Here is a 23,844-nt window from a genome sequence, read left to right as displayed (position 1 = left end):
AATGGAGATCGTGGTGAATGGCGCGCCGCGGGTGTTGCCGGCGGGGCAGACGTTGGCGCAGCTTGTGGCGGCGTTACAACTGGATGGGCAGGCGCTGGCGCTGGCGGTGAACCGCGGTGTGGTGCCGCGCCAACGCTGGCCGGAGGTAGTGCTGCAGGCGCAGGACCGCGTGGACATCGTGCGCGCCATCGGTGGCGGCTAAGGCTGCAGCGAACAACAAGGAGAACACAATGACTGGCAATGACGACGACCTGCTGACCATCGCAGGCAAGCAATACCCCTCGCGGCTGCTGGTGGGCAGCGGCAAGTACCGCGACCTGGAACAGACCCGCGCGGCCACGCTGGCGGCCGGTGCCAGCATCATCACGGTGGCGATCCGCCGCGTGAACATCGGCCAGGACCCGCACGCGCCGAACCTGCTGGACGTGGTGCCGCCTTCGGAATTCACCATCCTGCCCAATACGGCCGGCTGCTACACGGCGAAGGATGCCGTCTACACCCTGCAGCTGGCGCGCGAACTCCTGAATGGCCACAAGCTCGTGAAACTGGAAGTGCTGGGCGACGAGAAGACGCTGTTCCCCAACATGCCGGAAACGCTGGTGGCTGCGCGCGAGCTGGTGAAGGACGGCTTCGACGTGATGGTCTACTGCAGCGACGATCCGATCCAGGCGCGCATGCTGGAGGACATCGGCTGCGTGGCCGTGATGCCGCTGGCGTCCCTGATCGGCTCGGGCATGGGCATCCTCAATCCGTGGAACCTGTCGCTCATCATCGAGGGGACCAATGTGCCGGTGCTCGTCGATGCCGGCGTGGGCACCGCGTCCGACGCGGCCATCGCCATGGAGCTGGGCTGCGACGGCGTGCTGATGAACACGGCGATCGCCGGCGCGCGCGACCCGGTGCGCATGGCGCGCGCGATGCGGCTGGCGGTGGAGGCGGGCCGCGAGGCGTATCTGGCGGGCCGCATGCCGCGCAGGTTCGCCGCGTCGCCATCGTCGCCCATGGCGGGCCGGCTCGCATGAGCGAGAGGCCGTGCGTGCTGGTCTGCGCCGGCATGGACCCCTCCGGCGGCGCCGGCATCACGGCGGACGTGCAGGCGATCGGTGCACTCGGCGCGCACGCGCTGCCCGTCGTCACGGCGCTGACGGTGCAGGACAACAACCGCGTCCACGAGGTGCTGCCGGTGGCGCCGGATGTCGTGACGCGGCAGGCCCGGGCCATCACTGCCGCCTGCCGCATCGGTGCCGTGAAGATCGGCATTCCCGGCAGCGCGGACAACGCCCGCGCCATCGCCGCGGTCATCGAGGCGCTGCGATCCGGCGATCCCGCACTGCCGGTGGTACTCGACCCGGTGCTGGCCAGCGGCCATGGCGACACGCTCACGCGCGGCGATGCGGTGGCGGCACTGGCCCCGTTGCTGCCGCTGGCAACGGTCCTCACGCCCAACGGCCCGGAAGCGGCGGCGCTCATGGCGGCCGCCGGGCAGGAAGCGGCGGCACTGAGCGGATCAGGTGGACCCGGCTGCAAGCACCTGCTGGTCACCGGCGGTCATGGCGAAGGCGACACGGTCGTCAACCGCTGGTACGGCCCGGAAGGAGGGCGGGACTGGACCTGGCCACGCCTGCCGGGCGAGTTCCACGGCAGCGGCTGCACGCTGGCCGCCGCCATCGCCGCGCTGCTGGCCCGGGGCTGCGGCATGGAGGAAGCACTCGCCCGCGCGCAGGCCTACACCCACCAAACGCTGGCCGCGGCGTTCGTCATCGCGCCCGGCCAGCGCATACCGCTGCGCTAGCGCGGCAGAAGGGAAGCATCATGCAGGGACTGTATCTCGTCACGCCCGACTGGGACGACACCGAAGCGCTGCTGGCGAAAACGGACGAAGCACTGGCCGCGGCGGTGGGCGGCATCGCGCTGCTGCAGTACCGCCACAAGACTGCGGACGATGCGCAGCGCCGCGTCCAGGCCACCGCGCTGCTGGCGCTGTGCCGCCGTCACGGCGTGCCGTTCATCGTCAACGATTACGTGGAACTGGCGCGGGAGATCGGCGCCGATGGCGTACACGTGGGCGGCACGGATCTGGCCGTGGCGGCGGTGCGCCGCACACTCGGGCCGGCGGCGATCGTTGGTGCCTCGTGCTACGGCGACGTGGCGCTTGCCATGGCGGCCCAGGCGGCAGGGGCCAGCTACGTCGCGTTCGGGGGCTTTTATCCGTCGCGCGTGAAGCGTTATGAAGTCACCACGTCGCCATCCATACTCGATGAGGCGCGCACGGCCGGCGTGCACCTGCCGGCCGTCGTCATCGGCGGCATGACGCCGGAGAATGCCGCGCCGCTGGTGGCGCGTGGCGCGAACATGGTGGCGGCCATCAGCAGTGTCTACCAGGCCGCCGACACGAGGGCCGCGGTGCGTGCGTTTGTCGCCCTGTCGAAGTGACCGGTAGTTACGGGACTGCCGGGCTGTGCGCCAAATTCGGCTTTTGCCGTTATGTTAAAGGACCGTATAATCGATTCAAGATTAACGAGCCCCGACCGACATGAGCCCACAAGCCGTCACCAAGCGCCTCATCCTGATCGTCGATGACGACCAGCTGCTGGCCGAGTTCCTGAGCGTGATCCTGCGTAGTTCAGGCTACGACACGGTGCAGGCGCACTCCGCCGACCACGCCCTGAAACTGGTGGCCGAGCGCGAGCCGGACCTGGCGCTGCTGGACATCCACATGCCCGGCATGTCCGGCCTGGAGCTGGCCAAGCAGCTGAACCGCGAGACGTCGGTACCGTTCATGTTCCTGTCGGGCCGGGGCGATGCGGATGCCGGCAAGCAGGCCGCTGCCTATGGCGCCGTCGGTTTCCTCGTCAAGCCGGTGGACGAAAAGCAGCTGATGCCGGCTTTCGAAGCGGGCCTGGCGCGGGCGGACGATATCCGCCAGCTGCGCCGCACCGAGCTGAACCTGAACGCGGCGCTGGCCGCCGGCCGCGAAACGAGCCTGGCCGTGGGCCTGCTGATGTGCAAATACCAGACGGACCGCAACACGGCCTTCGAGGTGCTGCGCGACCACGCCCGCTCGAGCCGCCGCAAGGTCAACGAGGTGGCGGACCAGCTGCTTGCCGCCGAGGAAACGTTGAACAGCCTGCATGCGGCTTTTAACGCACGGCTCAAAAAATAGTCGGCAAAAAGCGTTTCTTAATCAATCGCAACAGGTTACACTTGCCGGACGGGACCGCCTGGTTCCGTCCGCTGCACCTCTTTCTGTGTTACGGCTGCCCCACCACCGCGGCCGTGCCACCTACTTCATCGGCCCAGCTCCGCCGTACGCATTTCCGGATACCCAACCGACCCCGCAGCTCCTGCGGCGCATGGATCCTGGTTCTGCACTTACGGAACACGGAGTTCACGATGGACATGACCGACGCCCTCGCGGCAAGCACACCCCTGGCCCCCGCACCCCACGTCCTGCACGTGGATGCCGACGACACCACCGCCCTGATCCTCGCCACGCTGCTGGTGCCGGAAATCCGCGTCAGCCGCGTCGATTCGATGCTGGCCGCCGCCGCCCGCCTGGACAATGAAGCGTTCGACCTGATGATCGTCGATTCGGACCTGCCCGATGGCGACGGGCAGGAACTGGTGGACAGCTTCCGCGCGCGCGGCTGCGACACGCCGGTACTGCTGTACTCGGCACGCCAGCCCAGCCTGCATCACCAGGCCCATGCCTACCTGCCGAAGCCGTGGACGTCGCCGCGCCAGCTGTGGCAGTCGGTCTGCCGCCTGATGGACCTGGACGTGCACGTCCAGCGCTGACCCCGGCGTCTCTTGGCATCGTTTGCTATCATGGCGGTTTGTTAAATAGCGGGGAAGCAACGATGAAAACCAGGGCAGCAGTGGCATGGAAGGCGGGCGCTCCGCTGACGATCGAAGAGGTGGAACTGGGCGGTCCGCGCGAGGGTGAAGTCCTTGTCGAGATCAAGGCCACCGGCATCTGTCACACCGATTACTACACGCTGTCCGGCGCCGATCCGGAAGGCATCTTCCCGGCGATCCTGGGCCACGAAGGCGCCGGCGTCGTCGTCGAGGTCGGTCCCGGCGTGAAGAGCATCAGGAAGGATGACCACGTCATCCCGCTGTACACGCCGGAATGCCGGCAGTGCAAATTCTGCCTGTCGCAGAAGACCAACCTGTGCCAGGCGATCCGCTCCACGCAGGGCCGCGGCCTGATGCCGGATGCGACGTCGCGCTTCTCGCTGGACGGCAAGCCCCTGTTCCACTACATGGGCACCTCCACTTTCTCCAACTACATCGTGGTGCCGGAAATCGCCGTCGCGAAGATCCGCGAGGACGCGCCGTTCGACAAGGTCTGCTACATCGGCTGCGGCGTGACCACGGGCGTGGGCGCCGTGCTGTTCTCGGCCAAGGTGGAAGCGGGTGCCAACGTGGCCGTGTTCGGCCTGGGCGGCATCGGCCTGAACGTGATCCAGGCAGCGAAGATGGTCGGCGCGGACAAGATCATCGGCATCGACATCAACCCGGCCCGCCAGGAAATGGCGCGCAAGTTCGGCATGACGCATTTCATCAACCCGAACGACGTGGAAAACGTCGTCGACACCATCGTCCAGCTGACGGACGGCGGCGCGGATTACAGCTTCGAGTGCGTCGGCAATACCACGCTGATGCGCCAGGCCCTCGAGTGCACGCACAAGGGCTGGGGCAAGTCGTTCATCATCGGCGTGGCCGCGGCCGGCCAGGAAATTTCGACGCGTCCGTTCCAGCTCGTCACGGGCCGCGAATGGAAAGGCTCCGCGTTCGGCGGCGCGCGCGGCCGCACCGACGTGCCGAAGATCGTCGACTGGTACATGGAAGGCAAGATCAACATCGACGACCTGATCACGCACAAGCTGTCGCTGGACCAGATCAACGAGGGCTTCGACCTGATGAAGAAGGGCGAGTCGATCCGCTCCGTCGTGATGTATTGAAAATAGTTGCCTGAAAAATGGGGTCTGTCCCCATTTTTCAGGCAACAGTCGTTACCGGCCCAGCCGCTCCAGCTTGGCAATCGACAGGTCCAGCACCTTCATCCCGGCGCTGCCGAAATTGATCTGCGCGCGGCAGTTGGCGCCGCTGCCTTCGATGTTGACGATCACGCCTTCGCCGAACTTGCCGTGGACCACGGATTCGCCGATGCGCCAGCCGGCCGTGCCGGCTTTTTCCGCCATGCGCTGGGCCACCGCGTTATCGCTGCCGCCGGTGAGCTTCGCGTCTTCCCACGTGGCCTTCTTGTTGGCGAACCAGTGCGACTGCACGCGCGGCGACAGCCACTTCAGGGACTCTTCCGGCAGCTCGTCGAAGAAGCGCGACTTCATGTTGTAGCGCGTCTGGCCGTGCAGCATGCGGGTCTGGCAGAAGCACATGTACAGGCGCTTGCGGGCCCGCGTGATCGCCACGTACATCAGGCGCCGTTCTTCCTCCACGCCACCGTCTTCCTTCGAGCTGCTCTCGTGCGGGAACAGGCCTTCTTCCAGGCCCGTGATGAACACGTTGTCGAATTCCAGGCCCTTCGCCGAGTGCACCGTCATCAGCTGCATCGCATCCTGGCCGGCCTGCGCCTGGTTGTCGCCCGCTTCCAGCGAGGCGTGCGACAGGAACGCCGACAATGGCGACATCACGGTGGCCATGGGCGCATCGGCATCCAGGATCTCGACGCCATCGGCATTGATGATCGCGGCACCGGCCTGCGCTTCGGATGGCGGTCCCAGGTGCGCCGGGGCGCCCTGGCCATAACCCTCTTCGCCGACGAACTGCGTGGCGGCACTCACCATCTGCTCCAGGTTCTCCACCCGGTCGGCGCCTTCCTTCTCGTTGGCGTAGTGCTGCAGCAGGCCGGACGATTCCAGCGTGATGCGCACCAGTTCCGGCAGCGCCATCTGCTGCGTCTCGAAGCGCACGCCCTCGATCAGCTTGACGAACGCGCTGAGCGACGATCCGGCCTTGCCCACCATGTAGGGCACGGCCGCATACATCGAGATGCCGTAGGTTTCGGCGGCGTTCTGCAACTGCTCCAGCGTGCGCGCACCGATGCCGCGGGTGGGGAAGTTCACCACGCGCAGGAAGGCCGAATCGTTGTGCGGGTTGTCCATCAGCTGCAGGTAGGCGATGGCATGCTTCACCTCCGCGCGCTGGAAGTAGCGCAGGCCGCCGTACACGGTGTACGGCAGTCCGGCCGAGAACAGCGCATGCTCGATCACGCGCGATTGCGCATTCGAGCGGTACAGCACCGCGATCTCGCTGCGCCGCGACCCTTCGCTCACCAGGTTCTTGGCCTCGTCCACGATCCACTGCGCTTCCTGCAGGTCGGACGAGGCTTCGTAGACGCGCACCTGTTCGCCATGGCCCGCATCCGTGCGCAGGTTCTTGCCCAGGCGGCGGCTGTTGTTGGCGATCAGCACGTTGGCCGCATCCAGGATGTGGCCGTGCGAGCGGTAGTTCTGTTCCAGCTTGATCAGGTTCTTCACCTGGAACTCGGATTCGAACGAGGACATATTGCCCACGTTCGCACCGCGGAACGCGTAGATGCTCTGGTCATCGTCGCCCACCGCGAACAGCGCGCCGCCGCGGCCCGTGCCATGGCCGGCGATCTGCTTCAGCCAGGCGTATTGCAGGTTGTTCGTGTCCTGGAACTCGTCGACGAGGATGTGGCGGAAGCGCTGCTGGTAGTGCTCGCGCAGCGGCTGGTTGCGCGCCAGCAGCTCGTAGGTGCGCAGCAGCAGCTCGGCGAAATCGACCACGCCTTCGCGCTGGCACTGGTCGTCGTACAGCTGGTACAGCTCGACCATCTTGCGCTCGACGGCATCGTACGCCTCCACGGCGCTGGCGCGCAGGCCCTGGTCCTTGTTGTTGTTGATGAAGTACATCAGCGTCTTCGGCGGGAACTTCTCGTCGTCGATGTTGTTGGCCTTCAGCAGGCGCTTGATCATCGACAGCTGGTCCTGCGTGTCGAGGATCTGGAACGACTGCGGCAGCGCCGCGTCGCGGTAATGGGTGCGCAGCAGCCGGTTGCACAGGCCGTGGAAGGTACCCACCCACATGCCGCGCGTGTTAATCGGCATCATGCCCGACAGGCGCGCCAGCATTTCCTTGGCCGCCTTGTTGGTGAACGTCACGGCCAGGATGCCGGCCGGCGACACCTGCCCGGTCTGGATCAGCCAGGCGATCCGGGTCGTCAGCACGCGCGTCTTGCCCGATCCCGCGCCGGCCAGGATCAGCGCATTTTGCGGGGGCAGGGTGACGGCGGCGAGTTGTTCGGGATTGAGATTGTGGAGGAGGTTCTGCATCCCGCCATTATACCGGGCAGCCCCCTGGACTGCCCGCCGGGAAGCGTGCTGTCAGGGCTTGGCGAGCGGCGCCGGTTCGGCCGCCGGGGCGCCGAAAATGTGGGCGTAGGCCACGTACAGCGCACAGTGTGCGCAGCCATACAGCAGCACGGATACGACCTGCAGCATCGCGAAGCCCAGCGTGCCGCCACCGAACACCATGCGCATCAGGTTCATCGTCACGAAGGCGATCACGCACAGGCACACGGCAAACACGAAGAACGCGCCGGCCGCCCGCTTGATGGCGAAGAAGCTGTAGAACAGCGCCTTGCCGGTGGCCATCTCGTTCCAGAACACGATGGGTGCGGCAAAGCTGATCACGAACAGGACCGGAATGTAGATGGCGCAGCCCACCAGCAGGCCGGGCAGCAGGCCGGCATCCTGCATCAGCTGCGGATTGGCCTGCAGGTCGGCCGGCGTCATCTTCGACAGCATGTCGAAGTCGGCAAACAGCAGCGCGATGGCCACCACCAGGAAGAACGCGCCCAGGTTGACGGCACCCAGCCGGCACAGGCGGCCGAACTTCGGCTTGCGAAAGCCCGCGCCCAGCATGGCCGGCACCACCGGCAGCCCCGCCTCGATCTGCCGCGCGGCGCTCATGAAGCCCACGGCAAACACGGGCATCAGCACGATCTGCGCGATCTGGCCCAGCAGCGGCAGGATGCTCAGCAGGGTGGTGAGCAGCATGTAGCCGAAAAACAGTGTCGACAACCCGGCGGGTTGGCGGCGCAGCATGCTGAAGCCGGCTTTCAGCCAGGTCCAGCCCATCGATGCCGGGGTAGCGTTCATGAGTCCAGTGCAGGTGCGGGGGTGGCGATGCGTTCGCGCAGGATGCGCTCGAAGTGGGTCGGATCGTGGGGCGTCAGCATCTCCGCCTCGCGGGGTTTATGCAGATCGTACAGGCGCGACAGCCAGAAGCGCAGCGCGCCGGCGCGCAGCATCGGCTGCCATGCTTCCCCCTCGTCCGCCGTGAACGGGCGCACGGCATGGTAGGCGTCCAGGAAGGCGCGCACGCGGGCCTCGTCCAGCACGCCCGTGGCCAGGTCCACGCACCAGTCGTTGACGGTCACCGCCACGTCGAACAGCCAGGTGTCGCAGCCGGCAAAATAGAAATCGAAGAAGCCCGTCAGGCGCTCGCCGTCGAACATCACGTTGTTGCGGAACAGGTCCGCATGCACGGGGCCCTGCTGCAGGCGGCCGTACATGGCGCTGGCGTGGAAGGCGTCCTGGAAGTGCATCTCGGCGCGCAGCAGGTCCGCTTCCGGCGCGGACAGGTGCGGCAGCACTTCGGGCGCCGCGCCATGCCACCACTCCAGGCCGCGCAGGTTCGGCTGGTGCAGCGGGAAGTCCAGGCCGGCCAGGTGCATCTTCGCCAGCATCGCGCCCACTTCCGCGCAGTGCACGGGCGCCGGCGACATTTCGGAACTGCCGACCAGTTTCGACACGATGGCGGCCGGCTTGCCCTGCAGCGGCACGCACAGCTCGCCCGCCCCGTTCGGCACGGGCGCGGGCACGGCCACGTCCCGCTCGGCCAGGTGGCGCATCAGCTGCAGGTAGAACGGCAGCTGTTCGAAGCTCAGGTTCTCGAAAATGGTGAGCACGTATTCGCCGCGCTCGGTGGTCAGGAAGAAATTGCTGTTTTCGATGCCGGAAGCGATGCCCTTGAGGGCCAGCGCACGGCCGAGGGGAAATTGCGCGATCCAGGGCTGGACGTCGTCCAGGCCGACCGAGGTAAAGACTGCCATGAGAATCGTTGGATGTAAGGGGAGGGTCCATGCACCCGGCCGCTTTGGCCGGGCCGATCACGGCATCAGCGTGCTGCGGGTGGCATTGGCGGAGGCGGCGGAACGTCTGCCGTGTTCTCGGCCGCCGCTTCGGCGGCCGCATCGGCACTGCGCTGTTTTTGTTTCTTGTTGGTATCGAACTCCAGCACGGTCCACTTCGGGCCGCGCACCTGCGGGCCGCCCGCGTCGCCCGGCAGCTGGGTGCTGTTCGGGTTGGCCGGCGTGACCGTGTAGGTGCTGCCGCCCGAGTGCACGGTTTCCTGCGTGATGCGGCCGCCTTCGCGCTGCACGGTCGTGGAATTTTCCCGCTGGGACTTCGGCGTGACGGTGATCGGCGTATCGGCATCCTGCACCGGCTGCGCATTGGCGGGCACCCCGGTCTGGGCGGAAACGGCGCCGGTCGCCAGCATCAGCAGGGCGGAAGCAATACCGAAAGAAATACTTGCAGGACGGGGCAGGGAGCGCATGAGGAGCCTTTCGGGAACCTGGAGTTTCATTTATGGTTCATTGTAGCAAACCGACACGGTTTTCCGCTGGGCCGTGAGCAAAACGGCATCGGCGCTGCACTTCGTGCTTCGTCCAACTCTGCGATAATCGGAGGATCTTTCAGCTTTCCACGGCCGGCCGACGCCGGTTTCCCTCATGCAAAAAACTCTGCTGCTGGTCGACGGTTCCAGCTACCTCTATCGTGCCTTCCACGCGCTGCCGGACCTGCGCAGCCCGGACGGCCACCCGACCGGTGCGATGCACGGCATGGTCAACATGCTGCGCCGCCTGCGCGCCGACTACCCGGCCGCCTACATCGCCTGCGTGTTCGATGCCAAGGGCAAGACCTTCCGCGACGACCTGTACCCCGACTACAAGGCCACGCGCCCCGGCATGCCGCCCGACCTGTCGCTGCAGATCGAGCCGATCCACGAAGCCGTCAAGGCGATGGGCTGGCCGATCCTGATGGTGGAAGGCGTGGAGGCCGATGACGTGATCGGCACGCTGTCCGTCACGGCCGAGAAGAACGGCATGGACGTGATCGTCTCCACCGGCGACAAGGACCTGGCGCAGCTCGTGACGCCGCACGTCACGCTGATCAACACGATGAGCAACGAGAAGCTCGACGAAGCGGGCGTGCTGGCCAAGTTCGGCGTGCCGCCGAACCGCATCGTCGACTACCTGACCCTGATCGGCGACACCGTCGATAACGTGCCCGGCGTGCCGAAATGCGGTCCGAAGACGGCCGTCAAATGGCTCACGCAGTACGACAGCCTGGATGGCGTGATCGCCAATGCCGACCAGATCGGCGGCGCCGTGGGGGCCAACCTGAAGGCGTCGCTGGACTGGCTGCCGAAGGGCCGCGAACTGATCACCGTGAAGACGGACTGCGACCTGGCCGCGCACATGATGTCGATCTCGGAAACGCTCGTCGCGCGGGAAGAGGACCACGAATCGCTGCTGGCGTTCTTCACCAAGTATGGCTTCAAGACGCTGCTGCGCGAGCTGAAGGGTGTCACGCCTTCGCCGTCGATTCCCGGCCAGACCGGTCCTTCGGCCCCGGAAGGCGCCACGGACGACATGTTCGCCCAGCCGCCGGCCAACGTGCGCTACGACCTGGTCGTGACGCAGGAACAGCTGGACGAATGGATCGCGCGCATCAACGCGGCCGAACTGGTGGCGGTCGATACCGAAACCACGTCGCTGGACGCGATGAACGCGGAACTGGTGGGCATCTCGTTCGCGACGGAGCCGGGCCTGGCCTGCTATATCCCGGTGGCGCACCGCTATGCGGGCGTGCCGGAGCAGCTGTCGCGCGAATCCGTGCTGGCACAGCTCAAGCCCTGGCTGGAAGACGCCGCGAAGCGCAAGCTGGGCCAGAACCTGAAGTACGATTCGCACATCTTCGCCAACTACGGCGTGAACCTGCGCGGCGTCGAGCACGACACGCTGCTGCAATCGTACGTGTTCGAATCGCACCGCACGCACGACATGGACAGCCTGGCCATGCGCCACCTGAACCACAAGACCGTGGCGTACGAAGAGGTGTGCGGCAAGGGCGCCAGCCAGATCTGCTTCGACCAGGTGGAACTGCAGCGGGCCACCGAGTATGCGGCGGAAGATGCCGACATCACGCTGCGCCTGCACCTGGCCATGCACGGCCACGTAGCTGGCGACGAGGGCCTCACGAAAATCTACCGCAGCATCGAACTGCCCACCGCCGTGGTGCTGCAGAAGATCGAACGCAATGGCGTGCTGATCGACGCGGGCCTGCTGGCCACGCAGTCGAACGAGCTGGGTGCCCGCATCACCGAACTGGAACAGAAGGCCTACGAGCTGGCCGAAGGACCGTTCAACCTCGGTTCGCCCAAGCAGATCGGCGAGATCTTCTTCAACAAGCTGAAGCTCCCCGTCGTCAAGAAGACGCCGAGCGGCGCACCGTCGACGGACGAGGAGGTGCTGCAGAAGCTGGCCGAGGACTATCCGCTGCCGAAGGTGCTGCTGGAATACCGCGGCATGGCCAAGCTGAAGTCCACGTACACGGACAAGCTGCCGAAGATGATCAACCCGCAGACGGGCCGCGTGCACACCAACTATGCGCAGGCCGTGGCGGTGACGGGGCGCCTGGCGTCGTCCGACCCTAACCTGCAGAACATCCCGATCCGCACGGCAGAAGGGCGCCGCATCCGCGAGGCGTTCATCGCACCGGAAGGCAGCCATATCGTCTCGGCCGACTATTCGCAGATCGAGCTGCGCATCATGGCGCACATCTCCGGCGACGAGGCGATGCTGCGCGCGTTTGCCGAAGGCGTGGACATCCACCGCGCCACCGCCGCCGAGATCTTCGGCGTGCCGCCGGATGAAGTGAACAGCGAACAGCGCCGCTACGCGAAGGTCATCAACTTCGGCCTGATCTACGGCATGAGCGCGTTCGGCCTGGCCGCCAACCTGGGCATCGACCGCGCCGCCGCGCAGAACTACATCGACCGCTACTTCCAGCGCTTCCACGGCGTGAAGCAGTACATGGACGAGACGCGCCTGGAAGCGAAATCGAACGGCTACGTGAAGACGGTGTTCGGCCGCCGCCTGTGGCTCCCGGAGATCAACTCGCCGAACGGTCCCCGTCGCCAGGGCGCCGAACGGGCCGCCATCAACGCGCCGATGCAGGGCACGGCGGCGGACCTGATCAAGCTGGCCATGATCGCCGTGCAGGACTGGCTGGAAAAGGAACAGCTCCAGACCCGCATGATCATGCAGGTGCACGATGAACTGGTGCTCGAAGTGCCGGACGCGGAACTGGAACTGGTGCGCACCACGCTGCCGCAGCTGATGGCGGGGGTGGCGCAGCTGAAGGTGCCGCTGGTGGCGGAAGTCGGCGTTGGCAAGAATTGGGAAGAGGCGCATTGAGTCGCCGCTAGTGTGTGAGCTACGGGGTCTGACCCACAGCGCCGCTGGCGTTTGCGCTTGCCAGTGAAATGGTCGCGGGTCTGACCCCAGCCTTTCGGGGGCGCCGTCGAAACGCCGGCAAACTGCTGGGTCAGACCCGCGATCCAGCCCGCGACTATGCTCATAGCCGCCGGCGCTGTGGGTCAGACCCCGGTACTCCACCGCCATCCGCGACTTCCGCTGCCTTCGAATCAATTTAATTAGTTGGCAATTCCCCACCCCCTATGTTTCAATTTGAGCATCACTAACCTGGAGGATGCATGAAAGACCTGCACAACGATAGCGCGGCCCTGATCGGCGACGCGGAAGGCATCAGCCGGCGCGACCTCCTCAAAGCGGCACTCGGCACGGGCTTCGCCGCGGCGGTGCTGCCGGTCCAGGCGCAGACCGTGGTCAAGACGGACAGCGACGGCCTGACCGCCGGCACCGTCAACGTCACCGTCGACGGCTACCCGGTGCCCGTGTACCGCGCCCAGCCGGCCGGCAAGACGGGCCTGCCCGTGATCCTGGTGATCTCCGAGATCTTCGGCGTGCATGAACACATCGCCGACGTGGCGCGCCGCTTCGCGAAACTCGGCTACCTGGCGCTGGCACCGAACCTGTTCGCGCGCCAGGGCGATCCGCAGAAGGAAGCGTCGATCGCCGACCTGCAGAAGAATATCATCAGCAAGACGCCCGACATCCAGGTGCTCAAGGACCTCGATGCGATCGTCGCCTGGGCCAAGGCCAATGGCGGCGCGGCGGACAAGCTGGGCATCACCGGCTTCTGCTGGGGCGGCCGCATCACGTGGCTGTACGCCGCACACAATCCTGCGGTGAAGGCCGGCGTGGCGTGGTACGGAAGGCTGGTGGGCGATGTCTCCGCCAACTTTCCGAAGCATCCAGTTGACATTGCCGCCACCCTGAAGACGCCCGTCCTCGGCCTGTACGGCGGCAAGGACACCGGCATCCCGCAGGAGAGCATCGAGAAGATGAAGGCGGAGCTGGCGAAAGGCTCGTCCGGTTCGAAGTTCGTCGTGTATCCGGACGCGGGCCACGCCTTCCACGCCGATTACCGCCCCAGCTACGTGGAAGCGGATGCGAAGGATGGCTGGAAGCGCGCCACCGAGTGGTTCAAGGAGCATGGCGTAGCCTGACCTCGGGCGTCGCCATCCTAGTAAAACGAGCAGAAGAGCGGGCCGGGCGGTAGAATGCCCGGTTTGCGCGCTTCCCGGGTCCGGCGTTGCGCGCGCTGGCACGCGCACAAGAGGTCCTAAAATCGATCCGGTACTTATCTCCATTCTGCTGGCGACCACGCTCGCCGGCGTCGTCAGCATTTCCGCGGCAGCCGTGTTCTCGTTCACGCTGCTGGCACGCATCGTCGAGCCGCTGGTCAGCCTGTCGGTCGGCATCATGCTGTCGACCTCCCTGCTGCACGCGCTGCCGGAAGCATTCGAATCGCACGCCGATCCGCGCACGCTGTTCGCCACGCTGCTGGCGGGCCTGCTGGCGTTCTTCATGCTGGAAAAGCTGGCGATCATGCGCCACTCGCACCATCACGAAGGCGATGGTCACCACCATGCGCACGGTCATGACAAGCGCGAGGCGGGCAAGGCCGGCTGGATGATCCTCGTCGGCGACGGCATGCACAACTTCACGGACGGCATTTTGATCGCCGCCGCGTTCCTGGCCGACCCGCACCTGGGCATCGTCACGGGTGTCGCCATCATCGCCCACGAGATCCCGCAGGAGATCGGCGACTTCATCGTGCTGCTCAACGCCGGCTTCTCGCGCACCCGCGCATATGTCTACAACCTCCTGTGCAGTTTGCTGGCCGTGGCCGGCGGCTTGCTCGGCTACTTCACGCTGGACCGCGCCAGCAACCTGATTCCCTACGTGCTGGTGTTCGCGTCATCGGGCTTCATCTACATCGCCGTGAGCGACCTGATGCCGCAGATGCAGCGCCGCGCCACGCTGCGCGAGACGGTGCCGCAGGTGCTGCTGATCGGACTGGGCGTTTGCATCGTGCTGTTCCTGACCGCCGGCGGCCACGCCGAGCACGGGCATTGAATACCGTGTTGCCTGAAAAATGGGGACAGACCCCATTTTTCAGGCAACAATCGTGACGCGCGGCCAGCGCGCCGGGTAGTTCTTCTGCGCGATGCGCATGCGGTAGGTGGCCAGGCTGACTCGCGCAGGGTTGCGCCGCACGATGCAATTGAACAGATCGTCCAGGCCGTGCGGTGCGATCACTTCGATGGCATCGTCATCGCGCAGCCGCAGCCCCACCGAGGTCGCATATTCCGGCCACGAGGCGACAGCCTGTTCGAGCGACTGCAGCGGCTCGACCGCGTGCCCGAACTGCGCTTCGAACCACAGGTGGACGGCGGCCTGGTTCGCTACTTCCCAGGGGATGTGTGGCAGCGCTTCCTGCAGCCGCCGCTGCAGTGTCCGATCCCGCGCCGGCGACAGGTCGGCCGCGTCGAAATGGGCCACGTCGATGTCGGGCAGGTGCGAGGGTGCCGCATGGCCGTGCAGGGCATCCCACACCAGGTTGCGGACGGCGCCCGCGCCGATGCACCATGACGGCAACCCCAGTTCGCGGACCGCCTGCAAGGCCGGCATGAGCCATCCGGAAGCGCGGGCGAGATGGGCTACGCGCGTCGCCAGCGCGCCGGACGTCGCCATGCTCGTTATTCGCCCGTAGCGACCGGCCGCTCCGGCGCCGCGCACCACTCGGACCACGATCCCGGATACAGCGCCGCACCGGACAGGCCGGCCACTTCGAGTGCCAGCAGGTTGTGGCAGGCCGTCACGCCGGAGCCGCACTGCATGATCGCCTGCGACGGCGCGGCAAACAGCGGCGCGAATTCCGCCTTCAGCTGCGCGGCCGGCTTGAACGTGCCGTCGGCTTGCAGGTTGTCCTTGAAGAAGCGGTTCTTCGCGCCGGGGATGTGGCCGCCCACCGGGTCGATGGTTTCGTTCTCGCCTCGGAAGCGGTCGTTGGCGCGGGCATCGACCACGGTCGCGCCGCCGGTCGACAGGTTCGCGACCACGTCATCCACCGACACGCTGCGGGTTAGCGATGCGCGTTCGGTCAACGAGCCGGCAGCGGGGGAGGGCACGTCCACGGACAACGCCTGCCCGGCTGCCTGCCACGCCGCCATTCCGCCATCGAGTACCGCCACGGCGCCGTGGCCGATGGAGCGCAGCAACCACCACAAACGCGCGGCGTACATGCCGCCATGCGCGTCGTACGCGACGACCTGCGTGCCGTCATCGATGCCGAAGCGGCGCAGCGTGGCCAGCAGCGCGGCCCGTTCCGGCAGCGGATGGCGGCCGCGGAAGGTGCTGCCCGCACCGCTCTTGGGGCCCGACAGGTCGTCGTCGATGCTGGCGAACCGCGCGTTCGGCAGGTGGCCCGCCGCATAAGCCTCGCGACCATACGCGGGATTCATCAGGTCATGGCGGCAGTCGATCACCACCCACTGCGGATCATCGATGTGCTGCGCCAGCGTGCCGGCATCAATCAAGGTATTGAACATGAGGGTTCCTCAGACTTCGCTTGCGATCGGATCCGTCGTGGCCACGGCCTTGCCACGCGCGGTGCTCTTCGTATTGTAGAACGCGGCGGCGCAGCCGGAGACGAGGATGATGCCGATGCCCAGCCAGCTGTGCCAGTCGAAGCGGTCGGCAAACACCAGCACGCCCCAGATACTGGAGAACACGATGCCCGTGTACTGCAGGTTGGCGACGACCAGCGTGTTGCCGAGGCGGTAGGCACGCGTCATCGACACCTGCGCAGCGGTGGCGAACAGGCCGATCCCCAGCAGCAGCAGGGCGCCATGGCCCTTGGTCAGCGAGTGGAACACGAACGTGCCACCATTCTCGACGACATTGCCCAGCAGGCCCGCCACCACGTTGCTGCAGGCGAAATAGAACACCACGCGGTTTTCCGGTTCGCCCGCCAGGCCCAGCTTGCGCACCTGCATGTACGCCACCGCCGTCAGCACCGAGGAGCCGATCGCGATCAGCGCATAGAACAGCTGGTTCGACGCGAAGGCCGGCTGCAGCAGCAGCACGACGCCCACAAAACTCATCGTCACCGCAGCGATCAGCGGCCACTCGACGCGGTTCTTGGCATGCCACCAGCCATGGGCGAACAGCCACACGGCGATCCAGATCGGCGACAGGTAGTTCAGGGTCATGGCCGTCGCGAGGGGCAGCTTGGCGATCGAGTAGAACCACATCCACAGCGAGATCACGCCGATGATGCTGCGCCACAGGTGGCCCATGGCGAACTGCGTGCGCAGGGTGCCGCCCTGGGCGCGGATCAGCAGGTACAGCACGGTCACGCCGATCAGGCCCCGGTACATCACGATCTCCGAGGTGGAGTACATCTCGGAGGCCAGCTTCACGAACACGCCCATGGCGGCAAACAGGAAACTGGCAAACAACATCCACAGCGACTGCATTCTTGATTCCTTAAAAGCCGAAGGGACAGCCCGTTTTGATCCGGTGCTGTCCCCTCGTGTTGACCATCTTCAGACGTCGATTTTGCTTCGGTACCATTCGTGGAAGTGCTGCATGCCGTCTTCCATCGGGCTCTGGTACGGCCCCGCGTCCGTCTCGCCCCGCGCCATCAGCACGCGCCGGCCGGCATCCATGCGCAGGCCGATCTCGTCGTCCTCCACGCAGGTTTCCATGTAGGCGGCGCGTTCGGCCTCGACGAACTCGCGCTCGAACAGCACGATCTCCTCCGGGTAGTAGAACTCCACCACGTTCTTCGTGCGGCCCGGACCGTCCGGCCACAGCGTGGACACGACCAGCACGTGCGGATACCACTCCACCATGATGTTCGGGTACAGCGTCAGCCAGATCGCGCCATACGGCGGCGCCTCGCCACCGCGGAACTTCAGCACCTCCTCCTGCCAGCGCTGGTAAGCGGCCGAGCCGGATTTCTGCAGGCCGCGGTTCACGCCCACCGTCTGCACCGAATAGTCGGCGCCGAATTCCCAGCGCAGGTCGTCGCACGACACGAAGCCGCCCAGGCCGGGGTGGAACGGCTCCACGTGGTAGTCCTCGAGGTAGACCTCGATGAAGGTCTTCCAGTTGTAGTCGCAGTGGTGCACCTCGACGTGGTCGAGCATGTAGCCGGTGAAGTCGAGGTCCTTCGTGACCGACAGGGTGCCCAGCTTCTCCATCACGTTGTAGCCGTTCTGCTCGAACAGCAGGCCGTTCCAGCTTTGCAGCGTGGTCTTCGGCAGGTTCAGGCAGGGCGTCTCCGGAAAGTGCGGTGCGCCGATCAGTTCGCCCTTCAGGTCGTAGGTCCAGCGGTGCAGCGGACAGACGATCGTATTGGCATTGCCGCGCCCATTGAACATCAGCGCCTGGCGGTGACGGCAGACGTTGGACAGCAGTTCGATCCCCTGGGCATTGCGGACCAGCATGCGGCCCTCGTTCTCCGCGGCGAGCGTGGTGAAGTCGCCGACATTGGGTACCATCAGTTCATGGCCCACATAGCGCGGACCATTTTGAAACAATTGCTGCATTTCCCGCTGCAGGAGCGTTTCGTCAAAATAGACGTGGACCGGAAGTTGCGCATTCGAGCGCGCCAGCCTGGCGTGGGTACCCAGATCGGACATCCCAACCCCCCTTAATTAAAGTACTGCAACCAAGAAGAGACAGAATCCGCAAAGACCTGAATTCAGAGTATGAGAACGGTATTTCGGACAGAACCGGCGATTATAGCGTGCCTGAGAAAGCTCTGCCGACAATTCTTCGCCGCGCGCCCCGGGGAAGGCGCCCGTCGAGCCCGGCATTGTGCCCCGTTTCGGCCCCCGGTGGCGTCCCCATGGCGTCCCGCATTGCGCCCGGATGCAAATTGCAACGCGGGTGTGTCGCACGGGCCGGCGCGCCGTTGTCATTTTGGACCGTGGGGGGCGGTTTGTTCTAAAATACCGGGCTACACTCCAGGAACGAGTCAATCAAAGCATTTATGGTCAATAAAACAAAAAGCGCCGGCGACAGCGGTGCCCAGGCGCCTGCTTCCTTCGAAGCGGCGATGGCGGAGCTGGCGCAGCTGGTGACGCAGATGGAATCGGGCCAGCTGCCGCTGGAAGCGTCGGTGGCCGCCTATGCGCGCGGCTCGGAACTGGTGAAATTCTGCGCGGGCCAGCTGGACAAGGTGGAGTCGCAGGTGAAGATCCTGGAAGGCGACATGCTCAAGCCCTTCGCCGAAGGCGACGAGGGTGCACAATGAGCGAGACCACGAGCGTCACCTTCGGTGACTGGATGGCCGGGGTGCAGGGCACGATGGAGGCGGACATGTCCGCTTATCTGCCGGCTGCCACCGCCATCCCGGCGAAGCTGCACGAAGCGATGCGCTATGCGCTGCTGGGCGGCGGCAAGCGCGTGCGCCCGCTGCTGGTGTACGCCGCCGGCGCCGTGTCCGGTGGCGCTGCGCAAACGCTGTCGCGCGCCGCCAGCGCCGTCGAAATGATCCACGCCTATTCGCTGGTGCACGACGACATGCCGTGCATGGACGACGACGACCTGCGCCGCGGCAAAGCCACCGTGCACGTGGCCTATGACGAAGCGACCGCGCTGCTGGTCGGCGATGCGCTGCAGTCGCAGGCCTTCGCCGTGCTGGCCGGCGCCGAGGGCGTGCCGCCGGCGCGGCTGGTGGCGATGCTGCGCGTGCTGGCCGAGGCGGCCGGTTCGTCCGGCATGTGCGGCGGCCAGGCGATCGACCTGGACAGCGTGGGCCTCAGCCTCACGCGCGAACAGCTGGAGCGGATGCATCAGCTCAAGACGGGCGCACTGCTGCGCGCTTCCGTGCTGCTGGGCGCGATGGCCGGCAAGGACCTCGACGCGGCCGAACTGCAGGCGCTGCACGACTATAGCCGCGCCATCGGCCTGGCATTCCAGGTAGTGGACGACGTGCTCGATGCGACCGCCGATTCCGCCACCCTTGGCAAGACGGCCGGCAAGGATGCGGCCGACAACAAACCCACCTATGTCTCGATCCTGGGGCTGGAAGCATCGGTCGCGCTGGCGGAGCGCCTGCGGCGCGATGCCCACGCGGCCCTCGATGCCTTCGGCGACGGTGCGCAACGCCTGCGCGAACTGGCTGACCTGATCGTGCAGCGGAAGGCATAAATGAACCTGCTTGAAACCATCAACGACCCGGCCGACCTGCGCAAGCTGCCGCGCCAGCAACTGGCCCCGCTCGCCGACGAGCTGCGCAACTTCCTGCTCGACTCCGTATCGAAAACGGGCGGCCACCTGTCCTCCAACCTGGGCACCGTCGAACTGACGGTGGCGCTGCACTACGTGTTCAACACGCCGCACGACCGCATCGTGTGGGACGTGGGCCACCAGACCTACACGCACAAGATCCTTACCGGCCGGCGCGAGCAGTTCCCCACGCTGCGCCAGCTCGATGGCATCTCGGGCTTCCCGCGCCGCGTGGAAAGCGAATACGACACCTTCGGCACGGCCCACTCGTCCACCTCGATCTCCGCCGCGCTGGGCATGGCGCTGGCCGCCAAGATCAAGGGCGAGCAGCGTCACGCCATCGCCGTCATCGGCGACGGTTCCATGACGGCCGGCATGGCCTTCGAGGCCCTGAACAACGCCGGCGTGGAGGAAGACGTCAACCTGCTGGTGATCCTGAACGACAACGACATGTCGATCTCGCCGCCGGTCGGCGCGCTGAACCGCTACCTGGCGCGGCTGATGTCCGGCCAGTTCTATGCGGCCGCGAAGAACGTCGGCAAGTCCGTGCTGCCGGGCCCCGTGCTGGAACTGGCCAAGAAGCTGGAAGAGCATGCGAAGGGCATGGTGGTGCCGGCCACGATGTTCGAGGAATTCGGCTTCAACTACATCGGCCCGATCGACGGCCACGACCTCGATTCGCTGATTCCCACGCTGCAGAACATCCGCAACCTGAAGGGGCCGCAGTTCCTGCACGTGGTCACGAAGAAGGGCCAGGGCTACAAGCTGGCCGAGGCGGAGCCGATCCTGTACCACGGCACCGGCAAGTTCAATCCCGCGGAGGGCATCAAGCCGGCACCGCCGTCGAAGCAGACCTACACCGAGGTGTTCGGCAACTGGCTGTGCGACATGGCCGCCGCGGACGAGCGCCTGGTCGCTATCACGCCGGCGATGCGCGAAGGCTCCGGCATGGTGCGCTACCACGCCGAATACCCGGACCGCTACTTCGACGTGGGCATCGCCGAACAGCATTCCGTCACGCTGGCCGGCGGCATGGCCTGCGAGGGCGTCAAGCCCGTCGTGGCGATCTACTCGACCTTCCTGCAGCGCGCCTACGACCAGCTGATCCACGACGTGGCGCTGCAGAACCTGGACGTGACGTTCGCGCTGGACCGCGCCGGCCTGGTGGGCGCCGACGGCGCTACGCACGCGGGCAACTACGACCTGGCCTTCCTGCGCTGCATCCCGAACATGGTCGTGATGGCCGCGTCGGACGAGAACGAGTGCCGCCAGATGCTGACCACCGCCTACCGGTATCCCGGTCCGGCCGCCGTGCGCTACCCGCGCGGCGCGGGCATCGGCGCCACCGTGGCGCCGGCGCTGACGACGATCGAGCTGGGCAAAGGCGAGATCCGCCGCCAGGGCGAACGCGTTGCGATCCTGGCGTTCGGCTCGATGGTCGCACCGGCGCTGAAGGCCGGCGGCCAGCTCAATGCCACCGTCGCCAACATGCGCTTCGTGAAGCCGCTGGACGTGGACCTGGTCAAGCAGCTCGCTGCCAGCCATGACTACCTGGTGACGGTGGAAGAGGGCTGCGTGATGGGCGGCGCCGGTGCCGCCGTGGCCGAGGCGCTGGCCGCCGCCGGCATTGCCAAGCCGCTGCAGATCCTGGGCCTGCCGGACAAGTTCATCGACCACGGCGATCCGGCCAAGCTGCTGGCCAGCGTGGGCCTGGACGGCGACGGCATCGCCGCCTCGATCAAGGCGCGCTTCCTGGGCGGCGAACCGCGGCTGGTCGTCAACAACGGCTGAACCCGTGTCCTGGTGCCTGGCACCAGGACACGCCAAGTGCCGAGTGGAAGCTGGTGTCTTACATCTTTTCCGCCCGGGACGACGACCGGCCTGTCGTCTCCGCAAAAGGTGTCGGACACCGTTCTTGGCCAACCCGGCACCGTCGAGCCCTGCAAATCACGCAATCTTGCCGCCTTTTTAAGTCCCGCACGGCTCGCGAATCAATCACCCCGCCGAGCGGCCGACTTCCACATGGCCGAGCTCTTTTCCTGTAGGATACCGTCTTTCGTCCGCGCAAAATGCTGGCGAGAATCAGTTCCAGACCAGCATCACGAGCTGGCTGAGATGTTCATCATGGGCAGGGAATCAGGGCGTTGGCTTCCCCGTGTCCAATCTTATTCGGAGACGGAATGGGAGCCTGGCGCCCACCTGTCCGGCGCACCGGCAAGCTGGTCGCGCTGGCATGCATCCTCGCAGTAGCAGGCGCGGCGGCAGCGGAAGCATTCCGGTGGTCGCGCGCAGTGGATCACGCCGAGCGGCCCGTCGTCGTCGACGTGGCCGTGCCGACATCCGTCACCGTCACCGAACTGTCCCGCAGCGTCATTCCGATGCCGAAGGGCGTGCCGTCCGCGCATGCCAGCGCGCTGGCCAGCCTGTCCGGCGGGCGCCTGATCTCCTTCTGGTGGGCCGGCAGCCGTGAAAGCGGGCCGGATGTGAAGGTGTACGCGTCGCGCTGGTCGAACGGCCGCTGGAGCGACAACTGGGTCGTCGCCAGCCGCGAATCGCTGGGCGCCGCGCTGGGCTACGGCGTGCGCCGCATCGGCAATCCGGTGGCGTGGACGGCCACCGACGGCACCATCCACCTGTACGTCGTCGCCACCGGCCTGGGTGGCTGGGCCGCGTCGCGCATCGTGCAGATGCAGTCGCGCGACGAAGGGCAGACCTTTGCCGTCAGCCGGGTATTGCCCGTCTCGCCGCTGTTCAATACCAGCACGCTGGTGCGCACCGCGCCCGTGCCGCTGGCCGATGGCGGCTGGTGGCTCCCGATCTACTTCGAGATCGGCAACAAGTATCCGATGCTGATGGCGTTCGATGCGCACGGCGAACCGCAGCGCATCGTGCGCATCGGCAGCGGCACCACGTCGCTGCAGCCGACCATCGTGCCGCTGTCGGCCACCGACGTGCGGGCCTGGATGCGCGATGCCGGCGAAGAGCAGCGCGTGCAGCAGGCGTTCAGCCGGGACGGCGGGGCGAGCTGGGAAGACGCGGCGCCGATGACGCTGTCGAACCAGAGCACGTCGCTGGCCGCGCTGCGGCTCACCAGCGGCGCCATCGTCATGCTGTACAACCACGTGGGCGTGGGCGATACCTCGCGCAGCGTGCTGTCGCTGGCCCTGTCGACCGATGCGCGCACCTGGCGCCCGCTGGCCGACATCGTCAGCGGCAAGCCGGGCGACGAGTTCTCGTATCCGTCGATGCAGCAGGTGGGCAACGAGCTGCACATCACCTACACGCACCAGCGGCAGTCGATCGCCCACCATCAACTGAAGATCAATTTCGACAAGGACCGGCTATGACGCTGCCCGATCTCGTCCTGCAGACCGTGTATGGCCGCGTGGCGTGGGCGCTGGTGCTGGCCGCGCTGGCGTGCATGCTGGCGCCGCGCCTGGCGCAGCGCTTCCGTGCGGCCGTGGTGGTATCTGCCGTCGTGCTGATGGTGCTGCCAGGTGCCGCATCCCCCGCCTACTGGCTGACATTGGCCTTTGCCTTCCCCAGCGGCCTGCTGGTCGGCTGCAGCCTCGTGACGCTGTACGCGAACTGGCGTGGCAGCCGGGCCGCCCTGCAGCTGCGGCCCGCGTTCGCGCTGCCCCTGTTCGTGGCCGGCACGCTGCTCTATCTCGATACGTTCGGCGTGCTGGCCCTGGGCCTCTACCATGCGGGCTTCGGCGGCACTGGAATGCCGCTGCTGGCATTGCTGGCGATGGTGGCCTGCGCAGCCGCCATCGTGCGCGGCCGCTCGGGTACCGCGCCGCTGGCAGCGCTGGCCGGCCTGCTGCTGTATGCGCTGGTGCGCCTGCCGACGGGGAACCTGTGGGATGCCGTGCTCGATCCGCTGCTGTGGGCCTGGGCGGTGGTGTCGCTCGTGATGGCCGCGGTACGTGCTGCACGGCGCGCGGACGGGAGCGTACGGACGGAAGCGCCCGCGCCTGTCTCCGTCTCGGCAACCGAGCCAGAAGCCGTGCCTGTGCACGCCGCCGGCATCGAATGAATCTTCAATT

23 protein-coding genes are annotated in these 23,844 nt (G+C 66.3%); 15 read left to right on the top strand and 8 right to left on the bottom strand.

The window, feature by feature from the left end; all coding sequences use genetic code 11:
* The first annotated feature begins 1 nt into the window (after position 1).
* From thiS to IP91_RS17975, 7 genes are all read left to right on the top strand, one after another.
* The gene (thiS, locus tag IP91_RS18005) at positions 2-202 is read left to right on the top strand and encodes a sulfur carrier protein ThiS (RefSeq protein ID WP_145650476.1); all 201 of its coding nucleotides are present in this window, start codon (positions 2-4) and stop codon (positions 200-202) included.
* Positions 203-230: 28 nt separating this feature from the next.
* Complete coding sequence (locus IP91_RS18000) at positions 231-1,022, top strand: thiazole synthase (protein WP_145650475.1); 792 nt, start codon at positions 231-233, stop codon at positions 1,020-1,022.
* On the top strand, positions 1,019-1,792 hold the full coding sequence (gene thiD / locus IP91_RS17995; RefSeq protein ID WP_145650474.1) for a bifunctional hydroxymethylpyrimidine kinase/phosphomethylpyrimidine kinase: 774 nt from the start codon (positions 1,019-1,021) through the stop codon (positions 1,790-1,792). Before IP91_RS18000 ends, thiD begins: the two co-directional genes overlap by 4 nt.
* A 20-nt stretch (positions 1,793-1,812) precedes the next feature.
* Positions 1,813-2,433 (top strand): thiamine phosphate synthase, encoded by a 621-nt coding sequence (gene thiE / locus IP91_RS17990; RefSeq protein WP_145650473.1) that lies wholly within the window; start codon positions 1,813-1,815, stop codon positions 2,431-2,433.
* A gap of 100 nt (positions 2,434-2,533) precedes the next feature.
* Complete coding sequence (locus IP91_RS17985; protein ID WP_145650472.1) at positions 2,534-3,163, top strand: ANTAR domain-containing response regulator; 630 nt, start codon at positions 2,534-2,536, stop codon at positions 3,161-3,163.
* 230 nt (positions 3,164-3,393) lie between these two features.
* Entirely contained in the window at positions 3,394-3,798 is a 405-nt protein-coding gene (locus tag IP91_RS17980; protein ID WP_145650471.1) for a response regulator, read from the top strand.
* A gap of 62 nt (positions 3,799-3,860) precedes the next feature.
* Positions 3,861-4,967: an S-(hydroxymethyl)glutathione dehydrogenase/class III alcohol dehydrogenase gene (locus tag IP91_RS17975; protein WP_145650470.1), complete on the top strand. Its 1,107-nt coding sequence runs from the start codon at positions 3,861-3,863 to the stop codon at positions 4,965-4,967.
* Between the two features lie 51 nt (positions 4,968-5,018).
* Here the strand turns inward: IP91_RS17975 and IP91_RS17970 are convergent, their stop codons facing one another.
* From IP91_RS17970 to IP91_RS17955, 4 genes are all read right to left on the bottom strand, one after another.
* The gene (locus IP91_RS17970) at positions 5,019-7,322 is read right to left on the bottom strand and encodes a UvrD-helicase domain-containing protein (protein WP_145650469.1); all 2,304 of its coding nucleotides are present in this window, start codon (positions 7,320-7,322) and stop codon (positions 5,019-5,021) included.
* A gap of 51 nt (positions 7,323-7,373) precedes the next feature.
* Positions 7,374-8,150 carry a BPSS1780 family membrane protein gene (locus IP91_RS17965; protein ID WP_145650468.1) on the bottom strand — a complete coding sequence of 259 codons (777 nt, stop codon included), beginning with the start codon at positions 8,148-8,150 and terminating at the stop codon, positions 7,374-7,376.
* Positions 8,147-9,106 (bottom strand): homoserine kinase, encoded by a 960-nt coding sequence (locus IP91_RS17960; protein WP_145650467.1) that lies wholly within the window; start codon positions 9,104-9,106, stop codon positions 8,147-8,149. Before IP91_RS17960 ends, IP91_RS17965 begins: the two co-directional genes overlap by 4 nt.
* Before the next feature lie 65 nt (positions 9,107-9,171).
* On the bottom strand, positions 9,172-9,612 hold the full coding sequence (locus IP91_RS17955; protein ID WP_145650466.1) for a hypothetical protein: 441 nt from the start codon (positions 9,610-9,612) through the stop codon (positions 9,172-9,174).
* Positions 9,613-9,787: 175 nt separating this feature from the next.
* Between IP91_RS17955 and polA the strand changes: the two genes are divergently transcribed.
* The 3 genes from polA (at position 9,788) to IP91_RS17940 (ending at position 14,626) form a co-directional block, all read left to right on the top strand.
* Positions 9,788-12,538 (top strand): DNA polymerase I, encoded by a 2,751-nt coding sequence (gene polA, locus IP91_RS17950; protein WP_145650465.1) that lies wholly within the window; start codon positions 9,788-9,790, stop codon positions 12,536-12,538.
* Positions 12,539-12,837: 299 nt separating this feature from the next.
* Positions 12,838-13,713: a dienelactone hydrolase family protein gene (locus IP91_RS17945; RefSeq protein ID WP_145650464.1), complete on the top strand. Its 876-nt coding sequence runs from the start codon at positions 12,838-12,840 to the stop codon at positions 13,711-13,713.
* 145 nt (positions 13,714-13,858) lie between these two features.
* Positions 13,859-14,626: a ZIP family metal transporter gene (locus IP91_RS17940; RefSeq protein WP_145650463.1), complete on the top strand. Its 768-nt coding sequence runs from the start codon at positions 13,859-13,861 to the stop codon at positions 14,624-14,626.
* A 39-nt stretch (positions 14,627-14,665) separates the two neighbouring features.
* On the opposite strand, the gene IP91_RS17935 is transcribed toward IP91_RS17940, so the two are convergent.
* The 4 genes from IP91_RS17935 to IP91_RS17920 all read right to left on the bottom strand — a co-directional run bounded on the left by IP91_RS17935 (position 14,666) and on the right by IP91_RS17920 (position 18,201).
* A complete protein-coding gene (locus IP91_RS17935) occupies positions 14,666-15,181 on the bottom strand; it encodes a nucleotidyltransferase family protein (RefSeq protein ID WP_145650462.1) in 516 nt (171 codons plus the stop codon).
* A 68-nt stretch (positions 15,182-15,249) separates the two neighbouring features.
* Positions 15,250-16,101: a sulfurtransferase gene (locus IP91_RS17930; RefSeq protein ID WP_145650461.1), complete on the bottom strand. Its 852-nt coding sequence runs from the start codon at positions 16,099-16,101 to the stop codon at positions 15,250-15,252.
* 9 nt (positions 16,102-16,110) lie between these two features.
* Positions 16,111-17,031: a DMT family transporter gene (locus IP91_RS17925; protein ID WP_145650460.1), complete on the bottom strand. Its 921-nt coding sequence runs from the start codon at positions 17,029-17,031 to the stop codon at positions 16,111-16,113.
* Positions 17,032-17,100: 69 nt separating this feature from the next.
* Positions 17,101-18,201, bottom strand: a complete 1,101-nt coding sequence (locus IP91_RS17920) for an aromatic ring-hydroxylating oxygenase subunit alpha (protein WP_145650459.1) — start codon at positions 18,199-18,201, stop codon at positions 17,101-17,103.
* Positions 18,202-18,554: 353 nt separating this feature from the next.
* Here IP91_RS17920 and IP91_RS17915 point away from each other — a divergent pair, with 353 nt between their 5' ends.
* From IP91_RS17915 to IP91_RS17895, 5 genes are all read left to right on the top strand, one after another.
* Positions 18,555-18,818: an exodeoxyribonuclease VII small subunit gene (locus IP91_RS17915; protein WP_145650458.1), complete on the top strand. Its 264-nt coding sequence runs from the start codon at positions 18,555-18,557 to the stop codon at positions 18,816-18,818.
* Positions 18,815-19,717 carry a polyprenyl synthetase family protein gene (locus tag IP91_RS17910; protein WP_145650457.1) on the top strand — a complete coding sequence of 301 codons (903 nt, stop codon included), beginning with the start codon at positions 18,815-18,817 and terminating at the stop codon, positions 19,715-19,717. The genes IP91_RS17915 and IP91_RS17910 overlap by 4 nt, the downstream gene beginning before the upstream one ends.
* Positions 19,718-21,586 (top strand): 1-deoxy-D-xylulose-5-phosphate synthase, encoded by a 1,869-nt coding sequence (gene dxs / locus IP91_RS17905; RefSeq protein ID WP_145650456.1) that lies wholly within the window; start codon positions 19,718-19,720, stop codon positions 21,584-21,586.
* Between the two features lie 389 nt (positions 21,587-21,975).
* Positions 21,976-23,142, top strand: a complete 1,167-nt coding sequence (locus IP91_RS17900) for a sialidase family protein (RefSeq protein ID WP_145650455.1) — start codon at positions 21,976-21,978, stop codon at positions 23,140-23,142.
* Positions 23,139-23,834, top strand: a complete 696-nt coding sequence (locus IP91_RS17895) for a hypothetical protein (protein ID WP_145650454.1) — start codon at positions 23,139-23,141, stop codon at positions 23,832-23,834. Before IP91_RS17900 ends, IP91_RS17895 begins: the two co-directional genes overlap by 4 nt.
* Positions 23,835-23,844: the final 10 nt, after the last annotated feature.

Origin of the sequence: Pseudoduganella lurida (assembly GCF_007830455.1) — a bacterium.
Classification (GTDB): domain Bacteria; phylum Pseudomonadota; class Gammaproteobacteria; order Burkholderiales; family Burkholderiaceae_D; genus Rugamonas; species Rugamonas lurida.
This window is presented reverse-complemented; position numbering and strand designations above follow the sequence as displayed.

Coding starts and splice junctions, on each gene's coding strand:
- IP91_RS17945 (WP_145650464.1), top strand. CDS start 12,838: ATGAAAGACCTGCACAACGATAGCGCGGCCCTGATCGGCGACGCGGAA.
- IP91_RS17975 (WP_145650470.1), top strand. CDS start 3,861: ATGAAAACCAGGGCAGCAGTGGCATGGAAGGCGGGCGCTCCGCTGACG.
- IP91_RS18000 (WP_145650475.1), top strand. CDS start 231: ATGACTGGCAATGACGACGACCTGCTGACCATCGCAGGCAAGCAATAC.
- dxs (WP_145650456.1), top strand. CDS start 19,718: ATGAACCTGCTTGAAACCATCAACGACCCGGCCGACCTGCGCAAGCTG.
- thiE (WP_145650473.1), top strand. CDS start 1,813: ATGCAGGGACTGTATCTCGTCACGCCCGACTGGGACGACACCGAAGCG.
- polA (WP_145650465.1), top strand. CDS start 9,788: ATGCAAAAAACTCTGCTGCTGGTCGACGGTTCCAGCTACCTCTATCGT.
- thiD (WP_145650474.1), top strand. CDS start 1,019: ATGAGCGAGAGGCCGTGCGTGCTGGTCTGCGCCGGCATGGACCCCTCC.
- IP91_RS17965 (WP_145650468.1), bottom strand. CDS start 8,150: ATGAACGCTACCCCGGCATCGATGGGCTGGACCTGGCTGAAAGCCGGC.
- IP91_RS17925 (WP_145650460.1), bottom strand. CDS start 17,031: ATGCAGTCGCTGTGGATGTTGTTTGCCAGTTTCCTGTTTGCCGCCATG.
- IP91_RS17985 (WP_145650472.1), top strand. CDS start 2,534: ATGAGCCCACAAGCCGTCACCAAGCGCCTCATCCTGATCGTCGATGAC.
- IP91_RS17960 (WP_145650467.1), bottom strand. CDS start 9,106: ATGGCAGTCTTTACCTCGGTCGGCCTGGACGACGTCCAGCCCTGGATC.
- IP91_RS17980 (WP_145650471.1), top strand. CDS start 3,394: ATGGACATGACCGACGCCCTCGCGGCAAGCACACCCCTGGCCCCCGCA.
- IP91_RS17970 (WP_145650469.1), bottom strand. CDS start 7,322: ATGCAGAACCTCCTCCACAATCTCAATCCCGAACAACTCGCCGCCGTC.
- IP91_RS17935 (WP_145650462.1), bottom strand. CDS start 15,181: ATGCCGGCCTTGCAGGCGGTCCGCGAACTGGGGTTGCCGTCATGGTGC.
- IP91_RS17915 (WP_145650458.1), top strand. CDS start 18,555: ATGGTCAATAAAACAAAAAGCGCCGGCGACAGCGGTGCCCAGGCGCCT.
- IP91_RS17920 (WP_145650459.1), bottom strand. CDS start 18,201: ATGTCCGATCTGGGTACCCACGCCAGGCTGGCGCGCTCGAATGCGCAA.
- IP91_RS17900 (WP_145650455.1), top strand. CDS start 21,976: ATGGGAGCCTGGCGCCCACCTGTCCGGCGCACCGGCAAGCTGGTCGCG.
- IP91_RS17930 (WP_145650461.1), bottom strand. CDS start 16,101: ATGTTCAATACCTTGATTGATGCCGGCACGCTGGCGCAGCACATCGAT.
- thiS (WP_145650476.1), top strand. CDS start 2: ATGGAGATCGTGGTGAATGGCGCGCCGCGGGTGTTGCCGGCGGGGCAG.
- IP91_RS17895 (WP_145650454.1), top strand. CDS start 23,139: ATGACGCTGCCCGATCTCGTCCTGCAGACCGTGTATGGCCGCGTGGCG.
- IP91_RS17955 (WP_145650466.1), bottom strand. CDS start 9,612: ATGCGCTCCCTGCCCCGTCCTGCAAGTATTTCTTTCGGTATTGCTTCC.
- IP91_RS17910 (WP_145650457.1), top strand. CDS start 18,815: ATGAGCGAGACCACGAGCGTCACCTTCGGTGACTGGATGGCCGGGGTG.